This is a genomic window from Brevibacterium sp. 2SA (assembly GCF_005502845.1).
Classification (GTDB): Bacteria; Actinomycetota; Actinomycetes; order Actinomycetales; family Brevibacteriaceae; genus Brevibacterium.
In genome coordinates this window covers 117077-143210 of sequence record NZ_SCMW01000005.1, presented here as the reverse complement: position 1 = coordinate 143210, position 26134 = coordinate 117077, and the positions used below count along the sequence as shown (strand labels likewise).

The window sequence follows — 26134 nt, the reverse complement described above, 5'->3', positions numbered from 1 at the left end:
ACCTGAGACCGTCGCCCCCCGCCCCGAGGCGGCACCGGGTGAGACCGGGATCCGGGAAGCGGAGATCGCCGAGGCGACCGCTGCCCCGACCCCGCCCGTCGACGTTCCCGGGGTCTCCCAGCTCAACCCGAAGTACACGTTCGACACGTTCGTCATCGGCGCCTCGAACCGCTTCGCCCATGCCGCCGCCTTCGCCGTCGCCGAGGCACCGGCGAAGGCGTACAACCCGCTCTTCATCTACGGGGACTCCGGACTCGGCAAGACCCACCTCCTCCACGCGATCGGGTTCTACGCGACGCAGCTCTTCCCCGAGATCCGCGTCAAGTACGTCTCGAGTGAGGAGTTCGTCAACGACTTCATCAACACGATCGGCTCGTCACGGACGTCGAACGCGCTCCGTCCCGCCTTCCAGCGGCGGTACCGCGAGGTCGACATCCTCATGATCGACGACATCCAGTTCCTCCAGGGCAAGGACGCCACCGTCGAGGAGTTCTTCCACACCTTCAACGCTCTGCACAACGAGGCCAAGCAGGTCGTCATCACCTCCGACCAGCCGCCGAAGATGCTCAAGGGCTTCGAGGAGCGGCTGCGCTCGCGCTTCGAATGGGGCCTGCTCACCGACGTCCAGCCCCCGGACATGGAGACCCGCTTCGCGATTCTGCGCCGCAAGGCCGCCGGCGAGCAGCTCGACGTCCCCGACGAGGTGCTCGAGTACATCGCCTCCCGGGTCTCGTCGAACATCCGCGAACTCGAGGGCGCTCTCATCCGGGTCACCGCCTTCGCCAACCTCAACGATCAGCAGGTCGACGTCTCCCTGGCCGAAACGGTGCTCAAGGACTTCATCACCCAGGACGACACCCCGGCGATCACCGCAGCCGACATCATGGGCCAGACTGCCGCCTACTTCAGCCTCACCCTCGACGACCTCTGCGGCACCTCGCGCTCCCGGACGCTGACGACGGCACGGCAGATCGCGATGTACCTGTGCCGGGAGCTCACGGATCTGTCGCTGCCGAAGATCGGCCAGGCCTTCGGCGGCCGCGACCACACGACGGTCATGCATGCGAACAAGAAGATTCGAACGCAGATGGCCGAGCGACGGGCCGTCTACACCCAAGTCACCGAACTCACAAACCGCATCAAACAACAGCACCGCCTATAGAAGACGCTATGCACACCTGTGGATAAGTCTGGGGACAATCCGATCACAATGGGGATAACCCTGGGGACGGAGGCCGTGGAGCACGTGGACCGCTGTGAACTACACGTCTGTGCTTACCCAGGCCTCCCCGACCGGTCGTCCTGCGGTGCACAGGCGATCCACACCCTCACCGAGGCGGCGATCCCCTGATCTCCGGCACCTGCCCGACCGTCATCCACAGATTCCACAGGTGCTGATACTTCTGCTGTATCAACTCAAGGGGATAGGAGGGCGGACGCCATCGACTGCGCTCGGCGGACGGCTCGGCTACCGTGCGGTCACTCCGGAGGCTGAGGACTATTCGAACATCGCCTCGAAGACGATTCTCGGATCCGAGATCCACGGATCGGACCGCCACCTCGGCGATCGTCCGGGCAGCCGTGACGACCACGCTCGGGTATCGGATCATCGGTTAGGCTGTGTACAGTTTTCCGAGCACCGTCAAGCCACAGTCGCGAGCACATCGGGTGATTTCCCGAAGGAGTGAAGTGAACGCCGAAGCAACCCCTCTGAAGTTCAAAGTCAATCGTGACGTCCTCGCCGACGCCGTGACCTGGGCGACCAAGACCCTCCCCAATCGGCCCTCCGCTCCCGTCCTCACCGGCATCCTCATCACCGCCGAGACCGGCGGCACGGTGCGCCTGGCCGTCTTCGACTACGAAGTCTCCTCCCGGGTCGAGATCTCCGCCGACGTCGTCTCCCCGGGCACCGTGCTCGTCTCCGGTCGGCTCCTCGCCGACATCTCCAAGGCCCTGCCCAACCAGGAGGTCACCCTCGAACAGGTCGGGTCGAAGGTCGACGTCACGTGCGGTTCCTCCCGCTTCTCGCTGATGACGATGCCCGTGGCCGAATACCCGTCGCTGCCGCAGGTCCCCGACGATTCGGGAACCGTGTCCGCCGGCGAATTCCAGAACGCCGTCTCGCAGGTCACGATCGCCACGTCGAAGGACGACACCCTCCCGATCCTCACCAGCGTCCGCGTCGAGATCGAAGGTGAGAAGGTCACCCTGCTGGCCACCGACCGCTACCGCCTCGCCGTCCGCGAATTCACGTGGAACCCGGGTCGCCCTGACGTCTCCGCCGTCGCGCTGCTGCGCGGTCGCACGCTCTCCGATGTCTCGAAGTCCCTCGGCGGGGACGTCACGATCGGCCTGAGCACGGACGCCGGCAAGGACCTCATCTCGTTCACCTCGGCAGGACGGGTGACGACCTCGCTGCTCGTCGAGGGCGAGTACCCGAAGGTCCGCTCGCTCTTCCCCGACTCGGTGCCGATCCACGCGATCGTCGAGACCGCGGTGCTGCGCGAAGCCGTGCGTCGCGTCTCCCTCGTCGCCGAGCGCAACACTCCGCTGCGCTTCGAGGTCAGCGACGGCATGCTCACCCTCCACGCCGGCACCGGCGACGACGCGCAGGCCTCCGAGGCCGTCGAAGCCGTGCTCCAGGGCGAGCCGATCACCGTCGGCTTCAATCCGCACTACATCGCCGAGGGGCTCGCGGCGATCGAGAGCCCCTACGTCAACTTCTCCTTCACCCAGCCGATGAAGCCCGTCATCATCTCCGGGCAGAAGGACCTCGACTCCTCGGCCGATGAGTCGTATCGCTATCTGCTCATGCCCACGCGCATCTGAATGTGGATATCCCGACTCTCGCTGCGCAACTACCGGTCATATCCTGAGCTCGACCTCGAGTTCGGGCCCGGAGTCACCACCTTCGTCGCCGACAACGGCACCGGCAAGACGAACATCGTCGAGGCGATCGGGTATCTCGCGCATCTGCGCTCCCACCGGGTGGCGTTCGATGCCCCACTGGTCAACGAAGAGGCGAGTTCGGCGACCGTCTCCGCTCTCGTCAACCGCGGGGCGCGGCATGCCGCCGTCGAAGTCTCCATCCAGGCCAAAGGCGCCAACCGCGCGCGGGTCAACCGCTCGCCGGTGAAGATCAGGGAGATCCTCGGACTCGTCTCCGCCGTCGTCTTCGCACCCGAGGACCTCGCCCTCGTGCGCGGCGAACCGGCCGAGCGCCGGTCGTGGATCGACACCCTCGTCGTCGCCCGCAATCCGCGCTTCGCCTCGGTGATCACGGACTTCGAGCGCGCCCTCAAACAGCGCAACGCCCTCCTCAAACGCCTCCGCGAGGACCGCGATCCCGGGCTCGAGGCGACCCTCGACATCTGGAACATGGCCTACGCCGAGGCGGCCGCCGAACTCGTCTTCGGCCGGCAGCGGGTGCTCGCCGACATTGTCGACCCGCTCAAGGAGAACTTCGCCTACATCGCCGCCGATGCCCGTCTCGAACGGCAGGGGGTGAGCGCACGCTACGACTCGCGCATCGACTACTCGCAGACCACCTCGGCGAGTGAGGCCCGCGAACTCCTCCTCGGTGCCCTCGAGAGGCGCCGGACGACGGAGATCGACCGCGGGCTGACCCTCCACGGGCCCGGACGCGACGACCTCTCCCTGATGATCGGCTCGCATCCGGCGAAGGGGTACGCCTCCCACGGTGAGACGTGGTCGCTCGCGCTGGCGATGCAGCTCGCCGGCTGGGATCTCCTCAGCGCGGATGCGGGATCGACCGCCGAGCAGCCGATCCTCGTCCTCGACGACGTCTTCGCCGAACTCGACACCGGGCGGCGCAACCGGCTGGCCGCGCGGATCACCGCCGCCGAGCAGGTCCTCGTCACCGCCGCCGTCGACGCCGACCTGCCCGCGGGCCTCGACGGCGCGCGGATCGACCAGTCGACGCTGCTCGGGACCGACGGCACGGATGAGGGGCCCGCCTCATGAGCGGCATCAGCCGCGACGAGGCGACCCCGGTCGCCGCTCTTGAAGCCCTCGACCGGGTGCGGCGGATGGAGGCGACCGAGGCGAGATTCGTCCGCAGCCGCCGTCGCTCGCGCGTCCGCGCGGAGGTCACCTACACCTCGGCGGGCAAGGACCGTCGCGATCCCACGGCGATCTCCTCGGTCCTCGGCGGACTCATCAGCTCCCGCGGCTGGTCGTCGTCGATCGACATCGGCAAGGTGCTCGGGCGCTGGCCCGACCTCGTCGGCGAACAGGTCGCCCGCCACTGCACCCCCGTCGACTTCTCTCCGCCGCTGCTCGTCATCGCCGCGGACTCGACGACGTGGGCCACCCAGCTGCGGGTGCTGCGTCCGACGATCCTCCGGGCCCTCGAGGCGGGACTCGGATCCTCGACGATCACCGAACTCGAGATCCGCGGTCCGGCCGGACGGACATTCAAGAAGGGCCGCCGCAGCGTGCGCGGCCGCGGTCCGCGCGACACCTTCGGATAGAGGGAAATCGGCGAAGTCGGCAGAATCAGCAGAAGGCCTGTAGCGGCGATAACCGGACCCGTCTGCGTCCGGGGGTACGTCTGCCGGGTCGAAAATCCCGATATGGACGTTTCTGTGCCGCTTGCGGGCATTTGTCAGCTGCGCGCGGTAGAATAATGAGCTGATAACGTCCATTTGTACGAGGAGTCACATGACGACCGAGGAACAGCCCCATTACGACGCCGGGGACATCACGGTACTTGAAGGTCTCGAAGCGGTCCGCAAACGCCCTGGCATGTACATCGGGTCGACCTCGGAGCGCGGACTCCACCACCTCGTGCAGGAGATCGTCGACAACTCCGTCGACGAGGCGATGGCCGGGTACGCCGACGACATCGACGTGACGATCCTCGCCGACGGCGGCGTCCGCGTGGCCGACAACGGCCGCGGAATGCCGGTGGCGATGCACCCGACCGAGCACAAGCCCACCGTCGAGGTCATCCTCACGATCCTCCACGCCGGCGGCAAGTTCGGCGGCGGCGGCTACGCGGTCGCCGGCGGCCTCCACGGCGTCGGGTCGACCGTCGTCAACGCCCTGTCCGAGCGCCTCGACGTCGAGGTCCTCCGCGACGGCTACCACTGGACGATGGACTTCCGCCGCGGCGTGCCCACCGGCGAGCTGCAGCGCGGGGAACCGACGGACAAGACCGGCACGATCGTGACGTTCTGGCCCGATGCGGAGATCTTCGAGACCACCGACTTCTCGTACGAGTACCTGCGTGCCAGGTTCCAGCAGATGGCCTTCCTCAACAAGGGTCTGAAGATCAGGCTGATCGACGAACGCCACGCTCAGGTCGACGACGACAACGTCCAGATCGACGAGGACGAGGAGACCGACGCGAAGCCGCGCGAGGTCACCTACCAGTACGATCACGGTCTGCTCGACTACGTCGAATACCTCAATTCGGCGAAGAAGGTCGACCTCATCAACCCCGACATCATCGTCTTCGAAGCCGAGGAGGCCGCGGAGACGCTCTCCCTGGAGATCGCGATGCAGTGGACGACGGCCTTCAGCGAGTCCGTCCACACCTACGCCAACGTCATCAACACGCACGAGGGCGGCACCCACGAGGAGGGCTTCCGCACCGCGCTGACCTCGCTCATCAACGGCTACGCGCGCGAGCAGAAACTGCTGCGGGAGAAGGACCCCAACCTCACCGGCGACGACATCCGCGAAGGCCTCACCGCCGTGATCTCCGTCAAGGTCGGCGACCCGCAGTTCGAGGGACAGACGAAGACGAAGCTCGGCAACTCCGAGGTCAAGGGCTTCGTCCAGCGCGTCGTCCGCGACGAACTCGGACACTGGCTCGAGTCGAACCCCGCCCAGGCCAAGGACGTCGTGCGCAAGGCGCTGCAGGCCTCGCAGGCCCGGCTGGCGGCCCGCAAGGCCCGTGAGGCGACCCGCCGCAAGGGCCTCCTCGAGTCCTCCGGCATGCCCGGCAAGCTCAAGGACTGCCAGTCGAAGGACCCGAACATCTCCGAGGTCTTCATCGTCGAGGGCGACTCCGCCGGTGGTTCCGCTGTGCAGGGACGCAACCCGTTCACGCAGGCGATCCTGCCGCTGCGCGGCAAGATCCTCAACGTCGAGAAGGCCAGGCTCGACCGGGCGCTCGGCAACAACGAGGTCCAGGCGATGATCACCGCCTTCGGCACCGGCATCGGCGAGGAGTTCGACCTCGACAAGCTCCGGTACCACAAGATCATCCTGATGGCCGACGCCGACGTCGACGGCCAGCACATCACGACACTGCTGCTCACCCTGATCTTCCGGTACATGAAGCCGCTCATCGAACACGGCTACGTCTATCTCGCGATGCCGCCGCTCTACAAGATCAAGTGGTCGAACGCGCCCTACCAGTTCGCCTACACGGACAAGGAGCGCGACGCGCTGCTGGCCACCGGCAAGGCCGAGGGCAAGCGCCTGCCCAAGGAACAGGCGATCCAGCGCTACAAGGGCCTCGGCGAGATGAACTACGAAGAGCTGTGGGAGACGACGATGGATCCCGACACGCGCCTGCTCCGGCAGGTCACCCTCGACGACGGGATCGTCGCCGACGAGATCTTCACCGTCCTCATGGGCGACGACGTCGACTCCCGTCGCCGCTTCATCCAGGAGAACGCGAAGGACGTCCGCTTCCTCGACATCTGAGCCGGCATGCGGATCCGGATGCCCCGCCTCGGCGCCGAATCCGCTTGACCGCCGCGCACATTCCATCCGCCGCCGTTCGCCACGGATCCCGCGCCTTCACGGACGGGAGCGCCGCTCCCGCTGAGGGAGAGGGCACCGAGGCCGGAAGAACGGTCACGACACAAGGGAAGAGCCCACATTGGCTGACGATTTTGAAACCCCCACCGAGATCAACCGCGTCGAACAGGTCGATCTCAACCTCGAGATGCAGAAGTCGTACCTCGACTATGCGATGAGCGTCATCGTCGGGCGCGCGCTGCCCGACGTCAGCGACGGACTCAAGCCCGTCCACCGTCGAGTCCTCTACGCGATGTACGACGGCGGGTACCGCCCCGACCGCAACTTCTCCAAGTGCGCCCGCGTCGTCGGCGACGTCATGGGCCAGTACCACCCGCACGGCGACTCCGCGATCTACGACGCCCTCGTCCGCCTCGTCCAGCCGTGGACGATGCGCTACCCGCTCATCGCCGGACAGGGCAACTTCGGCTCACCCGGCGACGACGGGGCCGCAGCCCCCCGGTACACGGAGTGCAAGCTCGCGCCGCTGGCCATGGAGATGGTCCGCGACATCGACGAGGACACCGTCGACTTCCAGCCGAACTACGACGGCCGCAGCCTCGAACCCGTCGTCCTGCCCTCCCGGTTCCCCAACCTGCTCGCCAACGGTTCGGCGGGCATCGCAGTGGGCATGGCGACGAACATCCCGCCGCACAACCTCCGCGAACTCGCCGCCGGTGCCCAGTGGCTCCTCTCCCACCCCGAGGCGACGAAGGAGGAGGCGCTCGAAGCCCTCCTCGGCATCGTCAAGGGCCCCGACTTCCCGCTCGGTGCGACGATCCTCGGCCACAAGGGCATCGAGGACGCTTACCGGACCGGTCGCGGATCGATCACCCAGCGCGCCGTCGTCGAGGTCGAGGAGATCCAGGGCCGCACGTGCCTCGTCGTCACCGAGCTGCCCTACATGGTCAACCCCGACACGCTCGCGGCGAAGATCGCCTCGTACGTCAAGGACGGCAAGGTCGCCGGCATCGCCGACCTCCGCGACGAGTCCTCGGGCCGCACCGGCCAGCGCCTCGTCATCGTCCTCAAGCGCGACGCCGTCGCGAAGGTCGTGCTCAACAACCTCTACAAGCACACCTCGCTGCAGGAGAACTTCTCCGCGAACATGCTCGCGCTCGTCGACAACGTGCCGCGCACCCTCTCGCTCGACTCGTTCCTGCGCCTGTGGGTCAAACACCAGATCGAGGTCATCGTCCGCCGGACGAAGTTCCGCCTGCGCAAGGCCGAGGAGCGCGCCCACATCCTCCGCGGCTACCTCAAGGCCCTCGACGCCCTCGACGAGGTCATCGCCCTGATCCGCCGCTCCCCGTCCTCGGACGAGGCGCGCACCGGGCTGATGGAGCTCCTCGAGGTCGACGAACTGCAGGCCAACGCCATCCTCGACCTCCAGCTGCGTCGCCTCGCGGCCCTCGAACGGCTGAAGATCCAGGAGGAGTCGGAGAAGATCGAGGCGCTCATCGCCGAGTACAACCACATCCTCGAGACGCCTGCGCGCCAGCGCGAGATCGTCTCCGAGGAGCTCGACGAGGTCGTCGACCGGTTCGGCGACGACCGCCGCACGAAGATCCTCGCCGGGTTCGACGGCGATGTGTCGATGGAGGACCTCATCCCCGAGGAGGAGGTCGTCGTGACGATCACGCGCGGCGGCTACGCCAAGCGCACCCAGTCGACCCTCTACCGCGCCCAGCACCGCGGGGGCAAGGGCATCAAGGGCGCGCAGCTGCGCGGCGACGACGTCGTCGAGCAGTTCTTCGTCACCTCGACGCACAACTGGCTCCTCTTCTTCACGAACACCGGCCGCGTCTACCGCGCGAAAGCCTATGAGATCCCTGAGGGTTCCCGGGACTCCAAGGGACAGCACGTTGCGAATCTCCTGGCACTTCAGCCCGGTGAGACGATCGCGAAGGTGCTCTCGATCCGCGACTATGACGAGGCCGAGTTCCTCGTCCTCGCGACGAAGTCCGGTGTCGTCAAGAAGACCCGCCTGAGCGAGTACGACTCGAACCGCACCGGCGGCGTCATCGCCATCAACCTGCGCGAATACAAGGGCGAGCCGGACGAACTCGTCTCCGCCCGCATCGTCGGATCCGAGGACCACCTCCTCATGATCTCCCGCAAGGGCATGTCGATCCGCTTCGCTGCCGACGACGACTCGATCCGCCCGCTCGGCCGCGTCACCGGCGGTGTCACCGGCATGAAGTTCAAGGACGACGACGAGCTGCTCACCATGGACGTCGTCCAGCCCGGCACCTACGTCTTCGTCGTCACCGAAGGCGGCTACGCCAAGCGCACCCCGGTCGACGAGTACCGCGTCCAGGGTCGCGGCGGCCTGGGAATCCGAGTTGCGAAGATCACCGAGCAGCGCGGAGACTTGGTCGGAGGCCTCATCGTCGACGAGGGAGAAGAGGTCCTCGTCGTCATGGAGCGCGGTAAGGTGGTGCGGTCGAACATCGATGAGGTTCCTGCGAAGGGACGCAACACCATGGGTGTGGTGTTCGCGAAGCCGGGCAAAAATGACCGTATCATCGCAGTAACCCGTGGACCCGAAACCGCAGTGGAAGACGAAGACGACGCCGAGGTTCCGGCACTCGAGGGCGCAGCTCCTCAGGCCGCGGCACCCGAGACCGAGGGTGCCCAGCCCGAGGGTGCGGCGACCGACGGTGCCGACACCGCCGGCGCAGAACCTGAAGGTCTGGACCCCGAGACCGGCAGCGAGGATGTGGAAGAGTGAGCGACAACAAGCAGTCAGGACCCGGCAAGATCATCCGCACATCGAGCGGTTCGACCCGACTGACCGCCGGTTCCGGCAAGAGCGAGACCGGCTCGGGCTCGTCCGGGTCCGGATCGTCCGGCTCCGCGCGCTCCGGTTCCTCGGGGTCGTCGGGATCGTCGAACAGCGGCCGCGGCGGTGCTGCGCCGCGCACCGGCACGTCGGCGAAGGCGGAGAAGTCCGCCGCCCCGGCGACGGAGAAGGCCACGGTCGTCGCTCCGCCGGCCCCGAAGGCCTCACCCAAGCCCGGTCGCGCACCCTCGACGGGATCGGCACCCACCGCCCCGGCCACCTCGGCGAGCACACAGACCGCTGACTCCCAGTCGACCGCCTCCCAGACCGCGGGCGGGACCGGCAGCGGTCCGTCCACCTCGGTGATGGGCAACGTCGCGAACACGGTGCGCGCCAGCTCCGGCGGCGTGAAGATGGGCGTGAAGAACATGGTCGACAACGGCAAGGGGAAGAAGCGGAAGGGTCCCCGGACCGTCCGCCTCACCGTCGCCGCCGTCGACCCGTGGTCGGTCATGAAGATGTCCTTCCTCATGTCCGTGGCCATCGGCATTGCGACGATCGTCGCGTTCGTCGTCCTCTGGATCGTCCTCCAGGCCACCGGCGTGATGAGCGGCCTCGAGGCGACGATGACGGAGCTCGCCGGCGCGGAGTCGGCCGAGCGGATCATCGGCATCTTCGGCTTCGGCCGGGTCGTCGCCGCGGGCTTCATCATCGCGGTCATCAACATCGTCCTCATGACCGCGCTCTCGACGCTTGCGGCCTTCGTCTACAACATCGGCTCGCTCATCGCCGGCGGCTTCCATCTGACGCTCACCGACGACTGAGCTGACCGGTCCGGCCGCACAGGATCCGCGCGCCGGCACGCTGTGAGGCGTGTCACGGCGCGCGGATTTGTGCAGGGGATGCGCCGTTCGGTATATTTTTACTTCGGGTTCACCCCGAAAAGGGCCTATAGCTCAGGCGGTTAGAGCGCTTCGCTGATAACGAAGAGGTCCCTGGTTCAAGTCCAGGTAGGCCCACTTCCTTTCGAGGAGGATCATGAAGAAGTGGATTCTCTCCGGTCTCACCCTTGTGGGGCTGGGGGTGTTCTTCCGGTGGCGGCACACGAATCAGCGTGCCCAGGCCGAATGGTCAAAGCACACCGACTCGGTGTAGGGTGATTACCCACCTGGGGGTATGGCGCAATTGGTAGCGCATCTGCTTTGCAAGCAGAGGGTTAGGGGTTCGAGTCCCCTTACCTCCACTCGAGAGCAATTGAGACAGCACTCGTTGACAAAGGCCCAGAATCCGCGGATTCTGGGCTTTCGTCGTGCTCGGGACGCGTCTGCTCCCGCCCCGGTCACCTGCCGGCGAGGATGTCCTTGACGAGTGGGACGACCGATTCCCCGTAGAGGCCGATCGACGTCTGCCGGACGGCGTGCGTGACCTCGGACTGGTCGTACTTGAGGTCGAAGCGGTTGACGCCGAGGGCCCGCACAGTCGTCGCGATCTTCTTCGCCACGGTCTCCGGGGAGCCGACGTAGAGGGAGCCGGTCTCGATCTCCGCTTCGAAGTCGCCCGGCTGCGGCGGCGGCCAGCCGCGTTCACGGCCGATCTTCTTCCGCGACTTCAGCCAGCCGTCGTAGACGAGTTCGCGGGCTGCCTCGTCGGTCTCGGCGACGAGACCCGGTGAGTGGACGGCCACGGGCCGGTGCGGCACGCCGTACTCGTCCTGCGCGCGCTTGAAGAGGTCGATGTAGGGGGCGAACCGTGCAGGTTCGCCGCCGATGATCGCGAGGAACAGATTGAACCCGTACTTCGCGGTGCGCACGACCGACTCCGGGCTGCCGCCGACCCCGACCCACGCGGGGATCGGCTTCTCGGTGGTCGGGTAGACCCGCTGGTTCGACAGCGGCGCGCGTGTCGTCCCCTGCCACGTCACCGGCTGGTCCCGCAGCAGCTTCGCCAGCAGCTCGAGCTTCTCCTCGAAGAGCACCTCGTAGTCGCTCAGGTCGTAGCCGAAGAGCGGAAACGACTCGATGAACGAGCCGCGTCCCGCGACGATCTCCGCGCGCCCGTTCGACACCGCATCGAGGGTCGCGAACCTCTCATAGACGCGAACCGGGTCATCGGAGCTGAGCACAGTGACCGTCGACCCGAGCTGGATCTTCGTCGTGCGCGCCGCAGCCGCTGAGAGCACCATCTCCGGACTCGAGACGGCGAAGTCGGGCCGGTGGTGCTCGCCGACCCCGAAGAAGTCGAGTCCGACCTCATCGGCGAGGACCACATCGTCGACGAGGTCCCGAATCGCCTGTGCCTGCGTCACCGGAGTGCCGTCTCCGGCCACCGTGACCGAACCGAAGGTGTCGACGCCGAACTCCACGTCCCCGGCTGTCGTGCCTGGGCCTGTCGTGTCTGCGCCTGCTGTGTCGGGGCCCGCCGCATTCGTGCTGGCCGTGTCCGCCGTTTCCGCATTGTCTGTCATGATCCTGCCAACGCCGAGGCAGTGCGAAAGATTCCGTGTCAGCACCGCATGCGACGCTGGAGGCCGGGAAGGAGAACTGTGCGACAATTCTTCCTGCAGCCGGAATAAGCGCAATGACGTCGCCGTTGAGTGCTGTGTCTGCCTGATATCCCGCCTCATCTGCGGGGACCGACCACCACGTCCGATCGGAGTCCTGACTTGTCGTCCGACAAGAACACCACCCCAGCTTCAGCCTCGAGCGAGGACGTCATCGATCCCGCGGGGATGCGGGTCATCTGGCTGCTTCTCGTCGCCGCCTTCGTCGCGATCCTCAACGAGACGACGATGGCGATCGCGATCCCCGAACTCAACCGCTCGCTCCACATCCCGCCGGAACTCGGCCAGTGGCTGACGAGTGCGTTCATGCTCACGATGGCCGTCGTCATCCCGACCACCGGCTTCCTCCTCCAGCGCTTCACGACGCGGCAGATCTTCCTCACCGCGATGATCCTCTTCTGTCTCGGCACGCTCATCTGCCTGCTCTCGCAGGGCTTCCCGATGCTCCTCGTCGGACGCGTCGTTCAGGCCGGCGGCACGGGTATCATGATGCCGCTGCTGATGACGACGATGATGAACGTCGTCCCGCCGCATCAGCGGGGCCGCATGATGGGACGGGTCAGCCTCGTCATCTCCCTGGCTCCGGCCATCGGCCCGACGATGTCGGGCATCGTCCTCGACTCGCTGGGCTGGCGCTGGCTCTTCGGCATCGTCCTTCCGATCGGCCTCATCGCCCTCGGTCTCGGTGCGAAGTGGATGACCAACCTCGGTGAGACCACCCATGCCCCGATCGACGCCGTCTCGATCATCCTCTCGGCGTTCGCCTTCGGCGGGATCGTCTTCGGCCTCAGCCAGTTCGGCGGCGGCGAATCCGGTGCCGGCGCCTCGGCGGGCACGGGTCTGGCCTGGGCGGCGATCGCCGGCGGCCTCGTCTTCCTCGGCCTCTTCGTGTGGCGGCAGCTCGTCCTCATCAGAGCAGACCGGGCACTGCTCGATCTGCGGGTGTTCACCTCGCGCAACTACGTCCTCTCGGTCATCATCATGGCCGTCGTCGCGCTCTCGATGTTCGGCACGCTCTCCCTCCTGCCGCTCTACCTGCAGAACGTCGTCGGCCTCGGCGCGACCCAGTCGGGCCTCGTCCTGCTGCCGGGGTCGATCCTCATGGGCCTCCTCGGCCCGGTGATGGGCCGGATCTACGACGCCAAGGGTCCGCGGACGCTGCTCATCCCCGGCACGATCCTCATTGCCTCGGCGATGTTCGCGTACTCGAACGTCGGCATCGGCACGCCGGTGTGGGTCCTCGTCCTCATCCAGATCGGGATGTCCCTCGGCCTGGCCGGATCGTTCACTCCGCTCTTCTCTGCGTCATTGGGATCCCTCGACCGGCACCTGTACTCACACGGCTCGGCTGCGCTCAACACGCTGCAGCAGGTGGCCGGTGCGGCAGGCACCGCACTGCTCATCTCGATCTACTCCTCGGCGCTGCACACCGGGCAGGCCGCCGGTGAGAGCGTCGCCGAGGCCGGTGCCCCCGGTGCCCACAACGCATTCCTGCTCGCCTCGATCATCGGGCTCGTCCCCGTCGTCCTTGCGTTCTTCATCCAGAAGCCCGAGGACCAGCGGGAGGTCACCCGCGACGAAGCTCCGCTCGTCGACGACAACTTGTAAGCAGGCAGCCGTCGTCGCGACCGTCCCCGCATCGGTGATCTGAGCCACATGAGCACCGGCGACAGCCCTCGCCTGCCCCGCGAACTCGGGGCAGACGAGGACTGCGGCAATTGTGTGGGATGCCCAAGTCTCAGGTGTGCGTAGACACACCGAACCCGCGTGGACGAGCCTGGAGGGCGAAGGGGAGTAGTTCCTCGCCGGAGACCACCGGCTTGAGCCCTGTCGACACACTGGCGGTCACGAGGACCGCCCGGCGCGGCACCTCGCAGGGACCTCATCGACTCAGATGGGGCACGTGAGGCGAACGAGACCTTCGGCCGCTTGTCGCGTCCGAGGTCCTGCCCGGCTGCGGCACGTTGAAGGAGTCCACGTGCCCCCTGCACTCATCCGTCGCATCATCCTCTGCCTGCTCATCGCGGCTCCCGCTGTCGTCGTGCGCGTCGCCGGCATCGAGATCGCCCCGGTCGTCGAGCTCGTCCTCTTCGGCGCCGCGATCGTCGCCGCCGCGTTCCTCCTCGCCTGGGCCGCCGAGGCTGCGCAGAAGGACATCGCCGGGGCGCTGGCGATCGCGCTCCTCGCCCTCATCGCCGTCCTCCCCGAATACGCCGTCGACCTCTACTACGCGTACCGGTCGGGCTCGGACCCGCAGTACCTCCACTTCGCGGCCGCGAACATGACCGGGTCGAACCGCCTGCTCCTCGGCTTCGGCTGGCCGCTCGTCGTCATCATCGCCCTCCTCGTCGCCTACCGCGTCTCGAAGCGCACCGGCGGCCCGGTCAACCGTGCCCTGCAGCTGAGCGGTGAGAGCCGGATGGACATCGGCTTCCTCGTCATCCTCGCCCTCATCGCGTTCATCATCCCGCTCATCGGCAGCATCCCGCTGTGGTTCGGCATCGGCCTCATCGTCATCTTCGGCCTCTACCTGTGGCGGGCCGGTCAGGGTGCCGACAACAGCGACGAGGAGTTCGTCGGCGCCGCAGCCCTCATCGTCTCGATGCCGACGCGGGCCCGCCGGATCACCGTCGTGGCGATGTTCATCGTCTCCGCGGCGATCATCCTCACCTCGGCTGAGCCCTTCGCCGAGGCGCTCGTGGCCTCGGGATCGACGCTCGGCATCGACTCCTACTTCCTCGTCCAGTGGCTCGCCCCGCTGGCCTCGGAGTCACCCGAGTTCATCATCGCCGCGATGTTCGCCCTCCGCGGGCTCGGCGGTGCGGCGATCGCCACGCTCATCGCCTCGAAGGTCAACCAGTGGAGCCTGCTCGTCGGCTCGCTGCCCGTCGCCCATTTCCTCGGCGGCGGCGACACGATGCTGCCGCTCGATGCCCGGCAGGTCGAGGAGTTCACGCTCACGGCCACGCAGACCATCCTCGGCGTCGCGATCATCCTGGCCCTGCGCTTCCACTGGATTCCCGCGGTCGGACTCGCCGCGCTCTTCGGGGTCCAGTTCTTCGTCACCGACACGACCGGACGCTACGTGCTCTCGGCGATCCAGGTCGTCCTCGCGATCATCTTCCTCATCATCCATCGCAGGGACATCATCCCGACCCTTGCCGCCCCGTTCCGCCGCACGACGCAGCTGACGGGCGCCTCGGCGGAGAGGACGGACCCCGCCGAGGCGGGCGCGACGACGGGACCGCGCGCGTAGGAACCTCATGCATAGAATGGTCAACGTGCCACGTCCCGCAGTCACCCGCATGGTCGAGGACTACGTCACCCTCATCTGGAAGGCCTACGAATGGCCGGGAGGCCGTCCCTCCACGACGGACCTCGCCGAACAGCTGGGCGTGACCGCCTCGACGGTTTCGGCGAACCTCAAGAAGCTCGCGAAGGACGGCTACCTCGACTACGAGCCCTACGGGGCGATCGCGCTCACCCCTGCCGGGCAGGAGATCGCCGTCGAGATCGTCCGTCGGCACCGGATCGTCGAGACCTACCTCGTCGAGAAGCTCGGGCTGAGCTGGGACCAGGTCCACGACGAAGCCGACCGGCTCGAGCATGCGGTCTCCGACCTCGTGCTCGAGCGGATGGATGCCGTCCTCGGCGGTCCCACCCGGGACCCGCACGGTGATCCGATCCCCGATGCCGACGGTCACACCGCGGCCGCACCGAATCTCTCGCTCGCCGAGGTGACCGTCGGTCGCGATGTCACCGTCGTTCGCGTCTCCGATCGGTCCCCCGAGCTGCTGCGCTACCTGAAGGACCGCGGCATCGTGCTCGGCACGGTTCTCCAGGTGACAGCCGTCAACCCGGCCGCCTCGGCGATCGGGGTGAGCATCGACGGCGTGTCCGTCGAACTCGCCCTCAGCGCCGCCGAGGCGATCCGGGTGGGATGGTGAGGAGGCCTCAGCCCGCGGTCGCCGGAGTCTCAGCGGTCTCCGGAGTCTTCTCGTCACGGGTGGTCGGGCCGCCTCGGCGCAGCTCTCCGCCGCGGGAGAGCCCGGCGATGACGAAGACGACGAGGCCGGCCAGGGTGACGAGCGCGCCGGCCCAGAGCGGGGAGGCGTAGCCGAGGCCCGCGGCGATCGTCAGCCCGCCGACCCAGGCACCGAAGGCATTGCCGACGTTGAACGCGGCGATGTTCGCACCCGATCCGAGGGTCTGCGCCGTTCCCGAGTGGTTCATGATGCGCATCTGCAACGGCGGCACAGTGGCGAAGCCGAAGCCGCCCATCAGGAAGAGCGCGATGATCGCCGCCGGCTGCGAGCCTGCGACCTGCGAGAACACGGCGAGGATGACGACGAGACCGATGAGCAGGGTGAGCAGAGTGGCACCGAGGTTGCGATCGGCAGCGCGCCCGCCGAGGAAGTTGCCGATGAAGAGTCCGACGCCGAAGAGGACGAGGAGCCACGGCACGGTCGAGGCGGCGAACCCGGAGACGCCGGTGAGGGTGAACGCCATGTAGGTGAAGGCGCCGAACATGCCGCCGTAGCCGAGGACGGTGAGCAGGATCGAGGCCCACACCTGCGGTGTGCGGAAGATCCGGAACTCGCCGAGGATGCTGCCGGTCCCGGTCGCGCGCCCGGCGTCCTTGGGGATGAGGGTGACGATGCCGATGAGGGCGATGATGCCGATGATCGCGATCGCCCAGAAGGTCGAGCGCCAGCCGGCGGCCTGGCCGAGGAACGTGCCGAGGGGAACACCGAGGACGTTGGCGCTGGTCAGGCCCGCGAACATCATCGAGATGGCAGCGGCCTGCCGATTCGGGGCGACGAGTCCCGCGGCGACGACCGAGCCGATGCCGAAGAACGCGCCATGGCAGAGCGCGGCGACGATGCGCCCGATCATCATCATCTCGTAGGTCGGGGCGAGCGCGGAGAGCGCATTGCCGATGATGAAGAGGACCATGAGGCCGATGAGTGCGGTCTTGCGGTTGACCCTGGTCAGGGCGACGGTGATGAGGATGGCGCCGATCGCGACGGCGAGGGCGTAGCCGGAGATGAGGTAGCCGGCGACGGTCTCCGTGACGGCGAAGTCGGCGGCGACCTCGGGCAGCAGGCCCATGATGACGAACTCCGTGAGTCCGATTCCGAACCCGCCGATGGCGAGTGCGAGGAGCGCGAGTGGCATGAGGTGTCCTTTCGGAACGATGATCTGTGAGGTGCTCGTGCAATATGCGGCGTGTGCAGTAGTTGCAGACGCATCGACATAGATATTTGCACACGCGCTCTATCGGCGCAAGTGGTGTATTATGGGAAGACCGAGATTGCGAGGAGGAACACATGGGCATCAGGGACGACGCCGTGGAGATCCGCGCCCGCGGCTGGCGCACCCTGGCCGCGCTCCACGGCCTCATCGACACCCGGCTCGAGAAGAGCCTGCAGCGCGAACACGAGCTCTCCGTCGTCGAATTCACCGTGCTCGACGCCCTGAGCAGGCAGGACGGGTGGCATATGCGGATGAGTCAGCTCGCCCGGGCGGCGGCGCTCTCGAGCAGCGCGACGACGCGGCTCGTCACTCGCCTCGAGGATCGGGGGCTGCTCACCCGCATCCTCTGCGCCGATGACCGGCGCGGCATCTACACCGAGCTCACACCGGCAGGGGAGAAGCTGCTCCTCGCCGCGCACCCGACGCATGACCGGGTGCTCGAGGAGACCCTCGCCGAAGCTCGCGAGATGCCCGAACTCGAACCGCTCGTCACTGCGCTCTACGCCGAGGCCCCGGCCGCTGCGAGGTAAGCGGCGGTGAGGCCGGCGCCGTTGGCCGTGGAGTCGGCTCCCTGGGCGGCGAGGTCCGCGGGGGTTCCCGTCGCGACGATCGACCCGCCGTCCGTGCCGGCCCCGGGGCCGAGGTCGACGATCCAGTCGACGACGCTCAGCGTGCGCAGATCGTGATCGGCGATGACGACGGTGTTCCCGGCGTCGACGAGCCGCTGGAGCTGACCGATGAGCATGTCGATGTCGGCCGGGTGGAGACCCGTCGTCGGCTCGTCGAGGATGTAGAGGCTGCGCCCGCGCGATGACCGGTGGAGTTCGGAGACGAGCTTGATCCGCTGCGCCTCCCCGCCGGAGAGGGTCGGCGCGCTCTGCCCGAGGCTGACGTAGCCGAGTCCGATGTTCTGCAGCAGGGTGAGGATCGTTGCCGCCACCGGCACCTCGGCGAGGAAGTCCGCGGCCTCATCGACGGTCATCGCGAGCACATCGGCGATCGTCCGATCCCGGTAGGTGACCTCGAGGGTCTCGGGGTTGTAGCGCTTGCCGTGGCATTTGGGACACGGCGCCGTCTCCGTCGGCATGAAGAGGAGCTCGATGCTCACGACTCCGTCACCGAGGCAGACCGGGCACCGTCCCTCCGGCTGGTTGAACGAGAACCGACCGACGCCGTAGCCGCGCTCCTTCGCCCCCGCCTGGGCCGCGAAGAGCCTGCGGACGCCGTCGAAGAGGCCGGTGTAGGTGGCCGGTGTCGACCGGGAGGTCCGCCCGATCGGCTTCTGGTCGACGACGATGATGCGGTCGAGGGCATCGAGGCCGGACGTCGATGCCGTCGTCAGCTCATCGCTGCCGAGATCCCACACGGGCACCCCGTGGACGAGTTCGTCCCCGATCTCGACGGCGGCCGGATTGCGCTCCTCATCGGCGGCGACTTCGGCCGAGTCGAGGTGGGCGCGGACAGCATCGGCCAGGGCCGTGAGCACGGAGGTCTTCCCAGAGCCCGAGACTCCGGTGATCGCCGAGAGCGCATGGAGCGGCAGCCGGACGTCGATGCCGGTGAGGTTGTGCCCGGTGACGTCGTGGAGCTCGACCCAATCGGTGAGCTGCCGCGCCCCCGACCCGCCCGGTGGAAGCGGAGGCGTCGCGCCGAGGTAGCGGGCAGTGACCGAGTCGACCACCTCGGCGAGACCGGCCGACGGTCCGTTGAAGAGCACCTCACCCCCGTACCGACCGGCGCCGGGACCGAGGTCGACGATCCAATCGGCGGCGCGGACGACCTGCGCACTGTGCTCGACGACGAAGACGGTGTTGCCGTCGTCCTTGAGCCGCGTGAGGGCGGCTAGGAGGAGCTCGAGGTCGGCGGGATGGAGACCGGCCGAGGGTTCGTCGAGCACGTAGAGGACGCCGAAGAGGCCGCTGCGCAGCTGGGTGGCCAGGTGGAGGCGCTTGAGCTCACCGCTCGAGAGCGTCGAGGTGGGGCGGGCGACCTCGAGATAGCCGAGGCCGAGGTCGATCATCGTGCCCAGCTGGCTGACGAGGGCGTCGATGAGCGCCTGCGCAGCCTGGTGGCGTTCGACGGAGAGCGCGGTCGTCGCCGGATGGGTGCGGGCGGATTCGAGGAAGGAGACGAGACCGGTGAGGGGAAGGCGGGCCGCCTCGGCGATGTCGATGCCGGCGATCGTCACTGCGAGCGCTTCGGGATTGAGCCGCTTGCCGTGGCAGGTCGGGCAGAGCCTGTCGGTCATGAAGGACGCGGCCTTCGCCCGCATCCTCGCCGACGGTGAGTCGGCGAACGTGTGCTCGACCCAGCGCTTGGGGCTCATGTACGTGCCCTTGTAGCCCTCCTTGACGACGATGGTGGGCTGGTCGTCGGTCGTGAGCACCCACTCCCGGGTGTCTGCGGGCAGGGAGTCGAACGGGACGGTGATGTCGATGCCGAGGTCGCGGAGGACGCGCCGGTTGTTCTTCCCGCCGAAGGCCCCCGGCCACGCGACGATCGCGCCGTCGTCGATGCTCAGGTGAGGATCGCCGACGAGGAGGTCGTCAGCGACCTGGAGGAGGCGCCCCATGCCCGAGCAGGTCCGGCATGCGCCGACTGCGGTGTTCGGGGAGAAGCTGTCGGAGTCCAGCGGTGCGGCGTCCCGGGGGAACGTGCCGGCGAGATCGGCGGGACGGTAGCCCTCGGGGTAGGTGCCGGACCGCGAGTAGAGCATGCGGAGGACGTTGGAGACCCGGGAGACGGTGCCCACGGTCGAGCGGGTGCTGCCGGACTGCTGCTGCCGGAGGGCGACGGCCGGCGGCAGTCCCGTGATGAGGCGGACCCGCGGTGGCGAACCCTGGTCGATGAGGCGCCGGGCGCAGGGGGCGACGGATTCGAGGTAGCGCTGCCGGGAGTGCGTGTAGATCGTGCCGAAGGCCAGCGAGGACTTTCCCGAACCGGAGATGCCGGTGAAGGCGACGACGGTGTCGCGGGGGATGTCGATGTCGATGTCGCGGAGGTTGTGCTCGTGGGCGCCGCGAACCGCGATGTGCCCGGCAACGACGTCGCGTTCGTCCATGTCAGCGTCCTTTTCGTCATGTTCGCTGCGTCACCGTCACGGCGGTGGTGTCGCGGCGGTGGTGTCGGCGGTTCGCCTCATGCCGCCGGGATTCGATCTTGCCATCGGCGGGAGGAGCACCGGGCATGCGACAGGCCGGTGGCGAGATCGCCACCGGCCTGAGGCGGTGCCGCGAGGGGCAGTGCCGTCAGGGGTCAGGAGTTCTCGTCGCGTTCCTTGTCCGACTGGGACAGATCGCTGGCGGCGACGGAGCGAACCTCCTCGGAGTCACCCTCGCGGGTGAGGTCTCCGGCTTCGGAGGCGACCCAGGCGCTCGTCTCCCCGTCGCGCCCGCCGGACTGGCGCAGCACACTGGCGGCGACCGAACGCTGCTCCTCGGTGGAGTTGGGGTCGTCCATGATGCGGGCGGCTTCGGAAGCGGTGACGGAACCGGATTCGTTGGTGTTCTCGGACATGTGCAGACCTTTCTCGACAGTGGGGCGATACCCCGTGGCGCGATGGGTCGGGCCCCGTTGGGTGGATGTTCAGTCTGGCACCGCCCGGTGGGGCTGTCCACCCCGAATGGCGACAAACATCATTGTCAGCTGACATTGCCGCCGATGACAGGCCCGCCCACGGACGCCGGCACCGATCACTGTGCGAGCGCCCACCGTCCGCATGACGGTGGGCGCTCGGGCGTCGGACCCCACCGCAGGCCGGTGAGGTCGGCAGTGTCGGACTCGCCGCGGGGTCAGGCGTGGACGCGGATGAGGTGCTCGTTGGTGAATGAGCGCAGCGCCCACTCGGCGTTCTCGCGCCCGTAGCCGGAGCGGTTGATCCCGCCGAACGGGTACTCCGGACCGGATTCCATGTGCGAGTTGACGAAGCTCATGCCGGCGTTGATCCGGGCGGCGAAGCGCTCGCCCTTCTCGAGGTCGTCCGTCCACACCGAGCTCATCAGTCCGTAGTCGGAGTGGTTGGCGATGCGCAGCGCGTCCTCTTCGTCCTTCGCACGGTAGATCATCACCGCCGGTCCGAAGAGCTCGTTGCAGCCGAGATCGGAGTCCGGGTCGATGTCGGTGAGCAGGGCCGGAGACATGAACCAGCCGGGTCGGTCGAGCTTCTGGCCCCCGGTGACCAGGGTCGAGCCGTCCTCGACGGACTTCGCGATCCGCTCGACGATCTCATCGCGGGCGCTCTCCGACGACAGCGGTCCCATCCCGACCTCGGGATCGTCGAAGGTCGAGACCTTCGTCGCCTCGACGGCCTTCTTCGCCTCGGCGACGAATTCGTCGTAGAGCTCGTCGACGACGATGAATCGCTTCGGCGAGGTGCACACCTGGCCCGCGTTCGTCAGGCGGATGCCGACGACCTTCTTCGCCAGCGCCGGCACGTCGGTCGAGTCGAGGACGACGAGCGGATCATTGCCGCCGAGCTCGAGGACCGAGCGCTTGAGGTATTTCGCCGCGATTCCCGCGACGGAGGCACCGGCGGCCTCGGACCCGGTGAGCGAGAAGCCCTTGACCCGCGGATCCTTGAGCACCTCCTCGGCGTGGGAGCTGTCGAGGTAGATGTTCTGATACACGCCGACCGGAAGGCCCGCCTCGACGAGGAGGTCGGCGAAGTACTGGGAGGACTTCGGACAGATCGAGGCCTGCTTCATGATGATCGCGTTCCCGACGACGAGGTTGGGGATGACGAAGCGGGCGATCTGGTTGTACGGGAAGTTCCACGGCATGATGCCGAGCAGCACGCCGAGAGGGTCGTGGCGGACGTAGCTGCGGGCGGCTCCGGCAGACGGCAGCTCGGTCGGATTGAGGTACATGTGGGCGTGGTCGGCGAACCAGCGGGCTGTGCGGGCGACCTTGTCGACCTCGGCGAGGCCCTGCTGCTTCGGCTTGCCCATCTCCCGACCGATGATGTCGGTCATCTCGTCGGCGTTGGCGTCGACGAGGTCGGCGAACCGGCGGAGGATCGCCGAGCGTTCGATGAGCGGGGTGTCCTTCCACGCGGTGAAGGCGTCATGACCGCGGTCGATGTAACCGGGAATCTCCTCGACGGGAACCGAGGGGAATTCCTCCTCCAGCTCACCAGTGTTGGCGTTGGTGACAGCGAATCTGCTCATGGGGATGTCCTTTCGCATGTGGAAGTCGTGGTCACTGTCGAGCGTAGACCTGTCAGCGGAACGCTTCGTGTGCGGGCCCCATTCCTGAGATTCCCGAATGGTGGGATACGCGCCGAGGTGGGGGTCGGGTGCGTGCAGAGAGTTTCGGTGAGCAGTGGGGGTTCCCGTGGGCGGAGCCCGATCGTAAGGTGGCTGGCATGGAGAGAGTGAACGGAATCGGCGGATACTTCATGCGTACCCGTGACCCCGAGGCGGTTTCCGCGTGGTATCAGGACATGCTCGGCATCGACATGACGGACGGGGTGTGGCGTCAGGCGGCGGGACCGACGGTGGTCGCGGCGTTCGAGGACGAGACCGACTACTTCGGGTCACGGCCCGACGGTGTCGACCGACAGCAGACGATGCTCAACTTCCGCGTGGACGATCTCGACGCGATGCTCGAGCAGCTGCAGGCCGCCGAAGCGGACGTCATCGATGAGATCCAGGAGATGGAGGGGATCGGACGCTTCGGGTGGGTGACCGATCCCGAAGGCAACCGGATCGAACTGTGGGAGCCCGCCCCGGGAGCGGAGTTCCCGGAGAGCTCCGAGTCGCTCTGATGACGGTGCGACGCTCCTCCCGGCAGAGTCCCGGCACGGCCCACTGAGCTTCGGTCCCGGTCAGAACGGGGGCGGATCGGATGCGGGGTCGTGGTCCCAGATCCTCTCATCCGAGCCTGCACCGAAGTTCTGAGGGTATTCGAGTGGGTCGTCGGGGCCGATGGCGCCGTCATCGGTGAACGTCTCATTGCCCGGGAAGTGCTCGGCTACCGCCTCGGCGATCCTCGTGTCGAAGTACGCGCACGGCGTCGACGATCTGGTACGCCATCTCCGCTCGGCCGCCAGCTGTTCGGGATCGGGTTCGGTGCGGCGGGGTCTGCGGCCGCTGGGGCCTGGTGGCAGTGCCTGCGTCGTGAGCAGATCGGATCCCGGCGGGAGGCTCTTCCGGTGGTCGATCTCGTTCCAGTCGATCTCATTCCAATGGAGGGCCAGCCAGAGCCGGCGTCTGCGCCGGGCGGCTTCGGAGCGGGCGATGGCGTCCTTCATCGCTTTCTGCCGAGCGGCCTCGTCCGCGACTCGACGTCGTTCGGCCTCCCACTCGGCGATCTGCTCTTCGGTGGGCATGACCTCGACGATTGCGGATTCGTCGGGCACCTCATGGTCCGGCACGGCTCGTCGCAGCGGCTTCTCCTGGAGGAGCTCGTAGAGTTCGATCGCCTGTGCCGCATTGATCGGCTGGTCGGGTGCTGTCACCGTGGTCATGAGGCCGTGACCGAATTGGTAGTCGATGGCCGGGGTCGCCGACCCCCGGTCCGCCATGCGCACCGAATATCGCCGGGCAGTCTTGAGCGCGTGGTCCTTCTTGCACAGGGGATGGAGGTTGCCGAACCGCGTCAGTCCGCCGTGGCTCGGGTCGTCATGGTTGTAGGGGTCGACATGGTCGATCTCAGACTTCTCCGCTGTTCTCCGACAGCCCGGCACAGTGCACACCGTCCATTGGGAGATGAGTGTTCTTCTCACCTGCTGGGGAATCGCATAGGTCTTCGCCTGGGCGTTGATCGGAGTGCCCGTGGCCGGGTCGGTGAGGATGCGCGTGAGCGTGGGCGAGCCGGCGGCGATGCGTCGTGCCGTCTCCGCGGGGATCGGAGAGCCGTCGGGCAGAACGCCGGGCAGGTTCGAGTCGCCGAGGAGCGACATGAGCGGAAGCGTGACGACGAGTCCTGCCTGATTGCGGATCCAGTGCGGACCCGTCGGCATTGAGACGTCGATGAAATACTCCCGTGGCACGGGATGGGGCGGCGGACCGGGAAAGAAGGCCGAGCCTGGGCTCCAAGGCGCAGCTGTGGCCTCGGGTGCACCGGTGCTCGTGTTCGGACCTGGGGTGGTGCGCGGATCGGCAGGCGCGCTCGGGTCGGCGGGCGGACGGTGGTCGCCGCCGGTGCGCGGATCGGCGATCGTGGGTCCATTGCCTGTGGCGGTCGGTTCAGCGCTCGTGTTCCGATCTGGGGCCGCTGGGGGATCGAGGAGATCCGTCAGGCCGGAGATGCTGCGCTCATCGGCGGAGAACAGCGGTTCTCCGGTGTCATCGAGCATCGAGGCCGACCGTTCGCTTTCGATCCCCGTCACCGGGTCGATCTCCCGAACCCGGATGCGAAGCTTCGGCTGGGGGCGGAGCAGGATGTCGCACATGAGGGCGTTGATGTCACGCTCATCGATGATCTCGATCCGCGAAGGAAGCCCGAACGTGTTCGTCTGTCCGGCATGGATCGCCCTCGCCATCGCCTGGACGCGTGCGAAGCAGGCATGGATCTCGTCCGCGGGTCCGTTCACCATGAGGCAGGCAGAACCGTCGGAGAACGTCTCGACGCTGACGCGGCGCCGTTCGGCAGCTACCTCGGCACGGTCGGCCGGGGTCTGCAGCAGATTGATCTTCTTGCGCAGTGATGCGCGCAGGGTGTCGGAGGTGATGTCGGCTCGACGGGTCGCGAGATGGTCGTCGAGCTCTGGCAGATGCCTGAAGGCCACGGTCTGGCAGAGGTCGGCGACGGCGACGACCTGAGCGTGGGTGAATTGGCCGTCGAGGGCACGAGCGGTGAATCGCGGGAGCCCGAAGATCAGGGTCATCGACTGGGTGAAGTGCCGATATGAGCGAGCCGTGGTCGTGCCGAGGATCGTCGATGTCTCGGCGACGTGTTCGCTGCGCACATGGTCGTGCACCCACGCCGCGAAGGTCGTGTCGAGCGAGAAGTGGAGGAACTCGGGCAGTGCCGGGGCCTCGTCTCGGTCGCGGTCTCCGTCGTGGTCTTCCGCTTCGCCACCGGCGTTCGAGTCAGCTGCGCTGGAGTCGACTCCGGGGGCGGCAGCGTCAGTCCCGGGGATGCCAGCGTCAGTCCCGGGGGCGTCGTCACTGTCACCACCGATGGCATTGTCCCTCGTCGCGCCAGTGGTGGCGCGCAGGACTGATTCCGAGAGTGACGCGAACCTGTATGGTTCGCCGTCGCCTGGCGCGGGAAGGTCGAGGTCGGCAGCGGCCTCACCGAGGATGATTCCGGCGGTGAGCTCGAAGACCGTCATCTGAGCACGATCGACTGCTGCCGATGCCTGGGCGAAATCCGTGATGCTCGATCCGACGCGCAATGTGTAACGGGAGGTGCCCGAGGACACGGCGCCACTGCCCGAAGACACGGAGTCGTTGCCCGAAGATACGGAGCCGTTGCCCGGAAACTGGGAGACGGGGGATTCAGCGAGAGAATCGGGTGATCCAGCGGCGCGCGCAGGTGGGTGTGCGTCGATGTCGGGGACATCGACGGGGATCGGATCATCATGACTGCTCGAAGGAGCAGTGGTGCCGCGCATTGTGTTTCACCTGCCTCAGACAACAGTGTCGGGGAAGAGTGGTGCCACGAATCAATGGAACAAACTAGTACATCAATAGTAAACAATTAGGAGAGATGAAGTCAACAGTTGATTCGAAATTCATTAGAAGTGTTTTCAGTCTCGCTTCCGTCAGCTCTTCTCTTTGTCCTTCAATGATGGCATTCGGCACTGACAC

General features: G+C 67.1%; 18 protein-coding genes and 2 tRNA genes. 14 read left to right on the top strand and 6 right to left on the bottom strand.

The window, feature by feature from the left end; all coding sequences use genetic code 11:
• The 9 genes from dnaA to FFS20_RS03955 form a co-directional block, all read left to right on the top strand.
• A partial coding sequence (gene dnaA, locus FFS20_RS03995; protein WP_249356631.1) for a chromosomal replication initiator protein DnaA occupies positions 1–1162 on the top strand: 1162 nt, incomplete at its 5' end.
• Between the two features lie 527 nt (positions 1163–1689).
• The gene (gene dnaN / locus FFS20_RS03990; RefSeq protein WP_171006973.1) at positions 1690–2829 is read left to right on the top strand and encodes a DNA polymerase III subunit beta; all 1140 of its coding nucleotides are present in this window, start codon (positions 1690–1692) and stop codon (positions 2827–2829) included.
• Positions 2830–3984: a DNA replication/repair protein RecF gene (recF, locus tag FFS20_RS03985; RefSeq protein WP_137824623.1), complete on the top strand. Its 1155-nt coding sequence runs from the start codon at positions 2830–2832 to the stop codon at positions 3982–3984. It abuts the gene before it with no gap.
• Complete coding sequence (locus tag FFS20_RS03980) at positions 3981–4493, top strand: DciA family protein (protein WP_137824622.1); 513 nt, start codon at positions 3981–3983, stop codon at positions 4491–4493. Before recF ends, FFS20_RS03980 begins: the two co-directional genes overlap by 4 nt.
• A 190-nt stretch (positions 4494–4683) precedes the next feature.
• Positions 4684–6681, top strand: a complete 1998-nt coding sequence (gene gyrB, locus FFS20_RS03975; protein WP_137824621.1) for a DNA topoisomerase (ATP-hydrolyzing) subunit B — start codon at positions 4684–4686, stop codon at positions 6679–6681.
• 178 nt (positions 6682–6859) lie between these two features.
• The gene (gene gyrA / locus FFS20_RS03970) at positions 6860–9511 is read left to right on the top strand and encodes a DNA gyrase subunit A (RefSeq protein WP_137824620.1); all 2652 of its coding nucleotides are present in this window, start codon (positions 6860–6862) and stop codon (positions 9509–9511) included.
• On the top strand, positions 9508–10386 hold the full coding sequence (locus FFS20_RS18210) for a DUF3566 domain-containing protein (protein ID WP_249356627.1): 879 nt from the start codon (positions 9508–9510) through the stop codon (positions 10384–10386). Before gyrA ends, FFS20_RS18210 begins: the two co-directional genes overlap by 4 nt.
• 121 nt (positions 10387–10507) lie before the next feature.
• Positions 10508–10581: transfer RNA gene (locus FFS20_RS03960), tRNA-Ile, on the top strand.
• A 151-nt stretch (positions 10582–10732) separates the two neighbouring features.
• A tRNA-Ala gene (locus tag FFS20_RS03955) sits at positions 10733–10805 on the top strand.
• 96 nt (positions 10806–10901) lie between these two features.
• Here the strand turns inward: FFS20_RS03955 and FFS20_RS03950 are convergent.
• Complete coding sequence (locus FFS20_RS03950; protein ID WP_137824619.1) at positions 10902–12026, bottom strand: Atu2307/SP_0267 family LLM class monooxygenase; 1125 nt, start codon at positions 12024–12026, stop codon at positions 10902–10904.
• A gap of 264 nt (positions 12027–12290) precedes the next feature.
• Here FFS20_RS03950 and FFS20_RS03945 point away from each other — a divergent pair, with 264 nt between their 5' ends.
• The 3 genes from FFS20_RS03945 to FFS20_RS03935 all read left to right on the top strand — a co-directional run bounded on the left by FFS20_RS03945 (position 12291) and on the right by FFS20_RS03935 (position 16069).
• Complete coding sequence (locus FFS20_RS03945) at positions 12291–13730, top strand: DHA2 family efflux MFS transporter permease subunit (protein ID WP_249356641.1); 1440 nt, start codon at positions 12291–12293, stop codon at positions 13728–13730.
• Positions 13731–14100: 370 nt separating this feature from the next.
• Positions 14101–15378 carry a sodium:proton exchanger gene (locus tag FFS20_RS03940; RefSeq protein ID WP_249356623.1) on the top strand — a complete coding sequence of 426 codons (1278 nt, stop codon included), beginning with the start codon at positions 14101–14103 and terminating at the stop codon, positions 15376–15378.
• 25 nt (positions 15379–15403) lie between these two features.
• Entirely contained in the window at positions 15404–16069 is a 666-nt protein-coding gene (locus FFS20_RS03935) for a metal-dependent transcriptional regulator (protein ID WP_212743280.1), read from the top strand.
• A 7-nt stretch (positions 16070–16076) separates the two neighbouring features.
• Here FFS20_RS03935 and FFS20_RS03930 read toward each other — a convergent pair whose 3' ends face one another.
• Complete coding sequence (locus FFS20_RS03930; protein ID WP_249356620.1) at positions 16077–17300, bottom strand: MFS transporter; 1224 nt, start codon at positions 17298–17300, stop codon at positions 16077–16079.
• 152 nt (positions 17301–17452) lie between these two features.
• Between FFS20_RS03930 and FFS20_RS03925 the strand changes: the two genes are divergently transcribed.
• Positions 17453–17908: a MarR family transcriptional regulator gene (locus tag FFS20_RS03925; RefSeq protein WP_137824615.1), complete on the top strand. Its 456-nt coding sequence runs from the start codon at positions 17453–17455 to the stop codon at positions 17906–17908.
• Here the strand turns inward: FFS20_RS03925 and FFS20_RS03920 are convergent.
• The 3 genes from FFS20_RS03920 to FFS20_RS03910 form a co-directional block, all read right to left on the bottom strand.
• Positions 17878–20439: an excinuclease ABC subunit UvrA gene (locus FFS20_RS03920; protein WP_137824614.1), complete on the bottom strand. Its 2562-nt coding sequence runs from the start codon at positions 20437–20439 to the stop codon at positions 17878–17880. The genes FFS20_RS03925 and FFS20_RS03920 overlap by 31 nt on opposite strands.
• Before the next feature lie 194 nt (positions 20440–20633).
• Positions 20634–20894 carry a hypothetical protein gene (locus FFS20_RS03915; RefSeq protein ID WP_137824613.1) on the bottom strand — a complete coding sequence of 87 codons (261 nt, stop codon included), beginning with the start codon at positions 20892–20894 and terminating at the stop codon, positions 20634–20636.
• A gap of 275 nt (positions 20895–21169) precedes the next feature.
• Positions 21170–22543 carry an NAD-dependent succinate-semialdehyde dehydrogenase gene (locus FFS20_RS03910; protein WP_137824612.1) on the bottom strand — a complete coding sequence of 458 codons (1374 nt, stop codon included), beginning with the start codon at positions 22541–22543 and terminating at the stop codon, positions 21170–21172.
• Between the two features lie 197 nt (positions 22544–22740).
• Here FFS20_RS03910 and FFS20_RS03905 point away from each other — a divergent pair, with 197 nt between their 5' ends.
• The gene (locus FFS20_RS03905; RefSeq protein WP_137824611.1) at positions 22741–23142 is read left to right on the top strand and encodes a VOC family protein; all 402 of its coding nucleotides are present in this window, start codon (positions 22741–22743) and stop codon (positions 23140–23142) included.
• 60 nt (positions 23143–23202) lie between these two features.
• Here the strand turns inward: FFS20_RS03905 and FFS20_RS03900 are convergent, their stop codons facing one another.
• Entirely contained in the window at positions 23203–25656 is a 2454-nt protein-coding gene (locus FFS20_RS03900) for an HNH endonuclease signature motif containing protein (RefSeq protein WP_171006972.1), read from the bottom strand.
• Between the last annotated feature and the right edge of the window lie 478 nt (positions 25657–26134).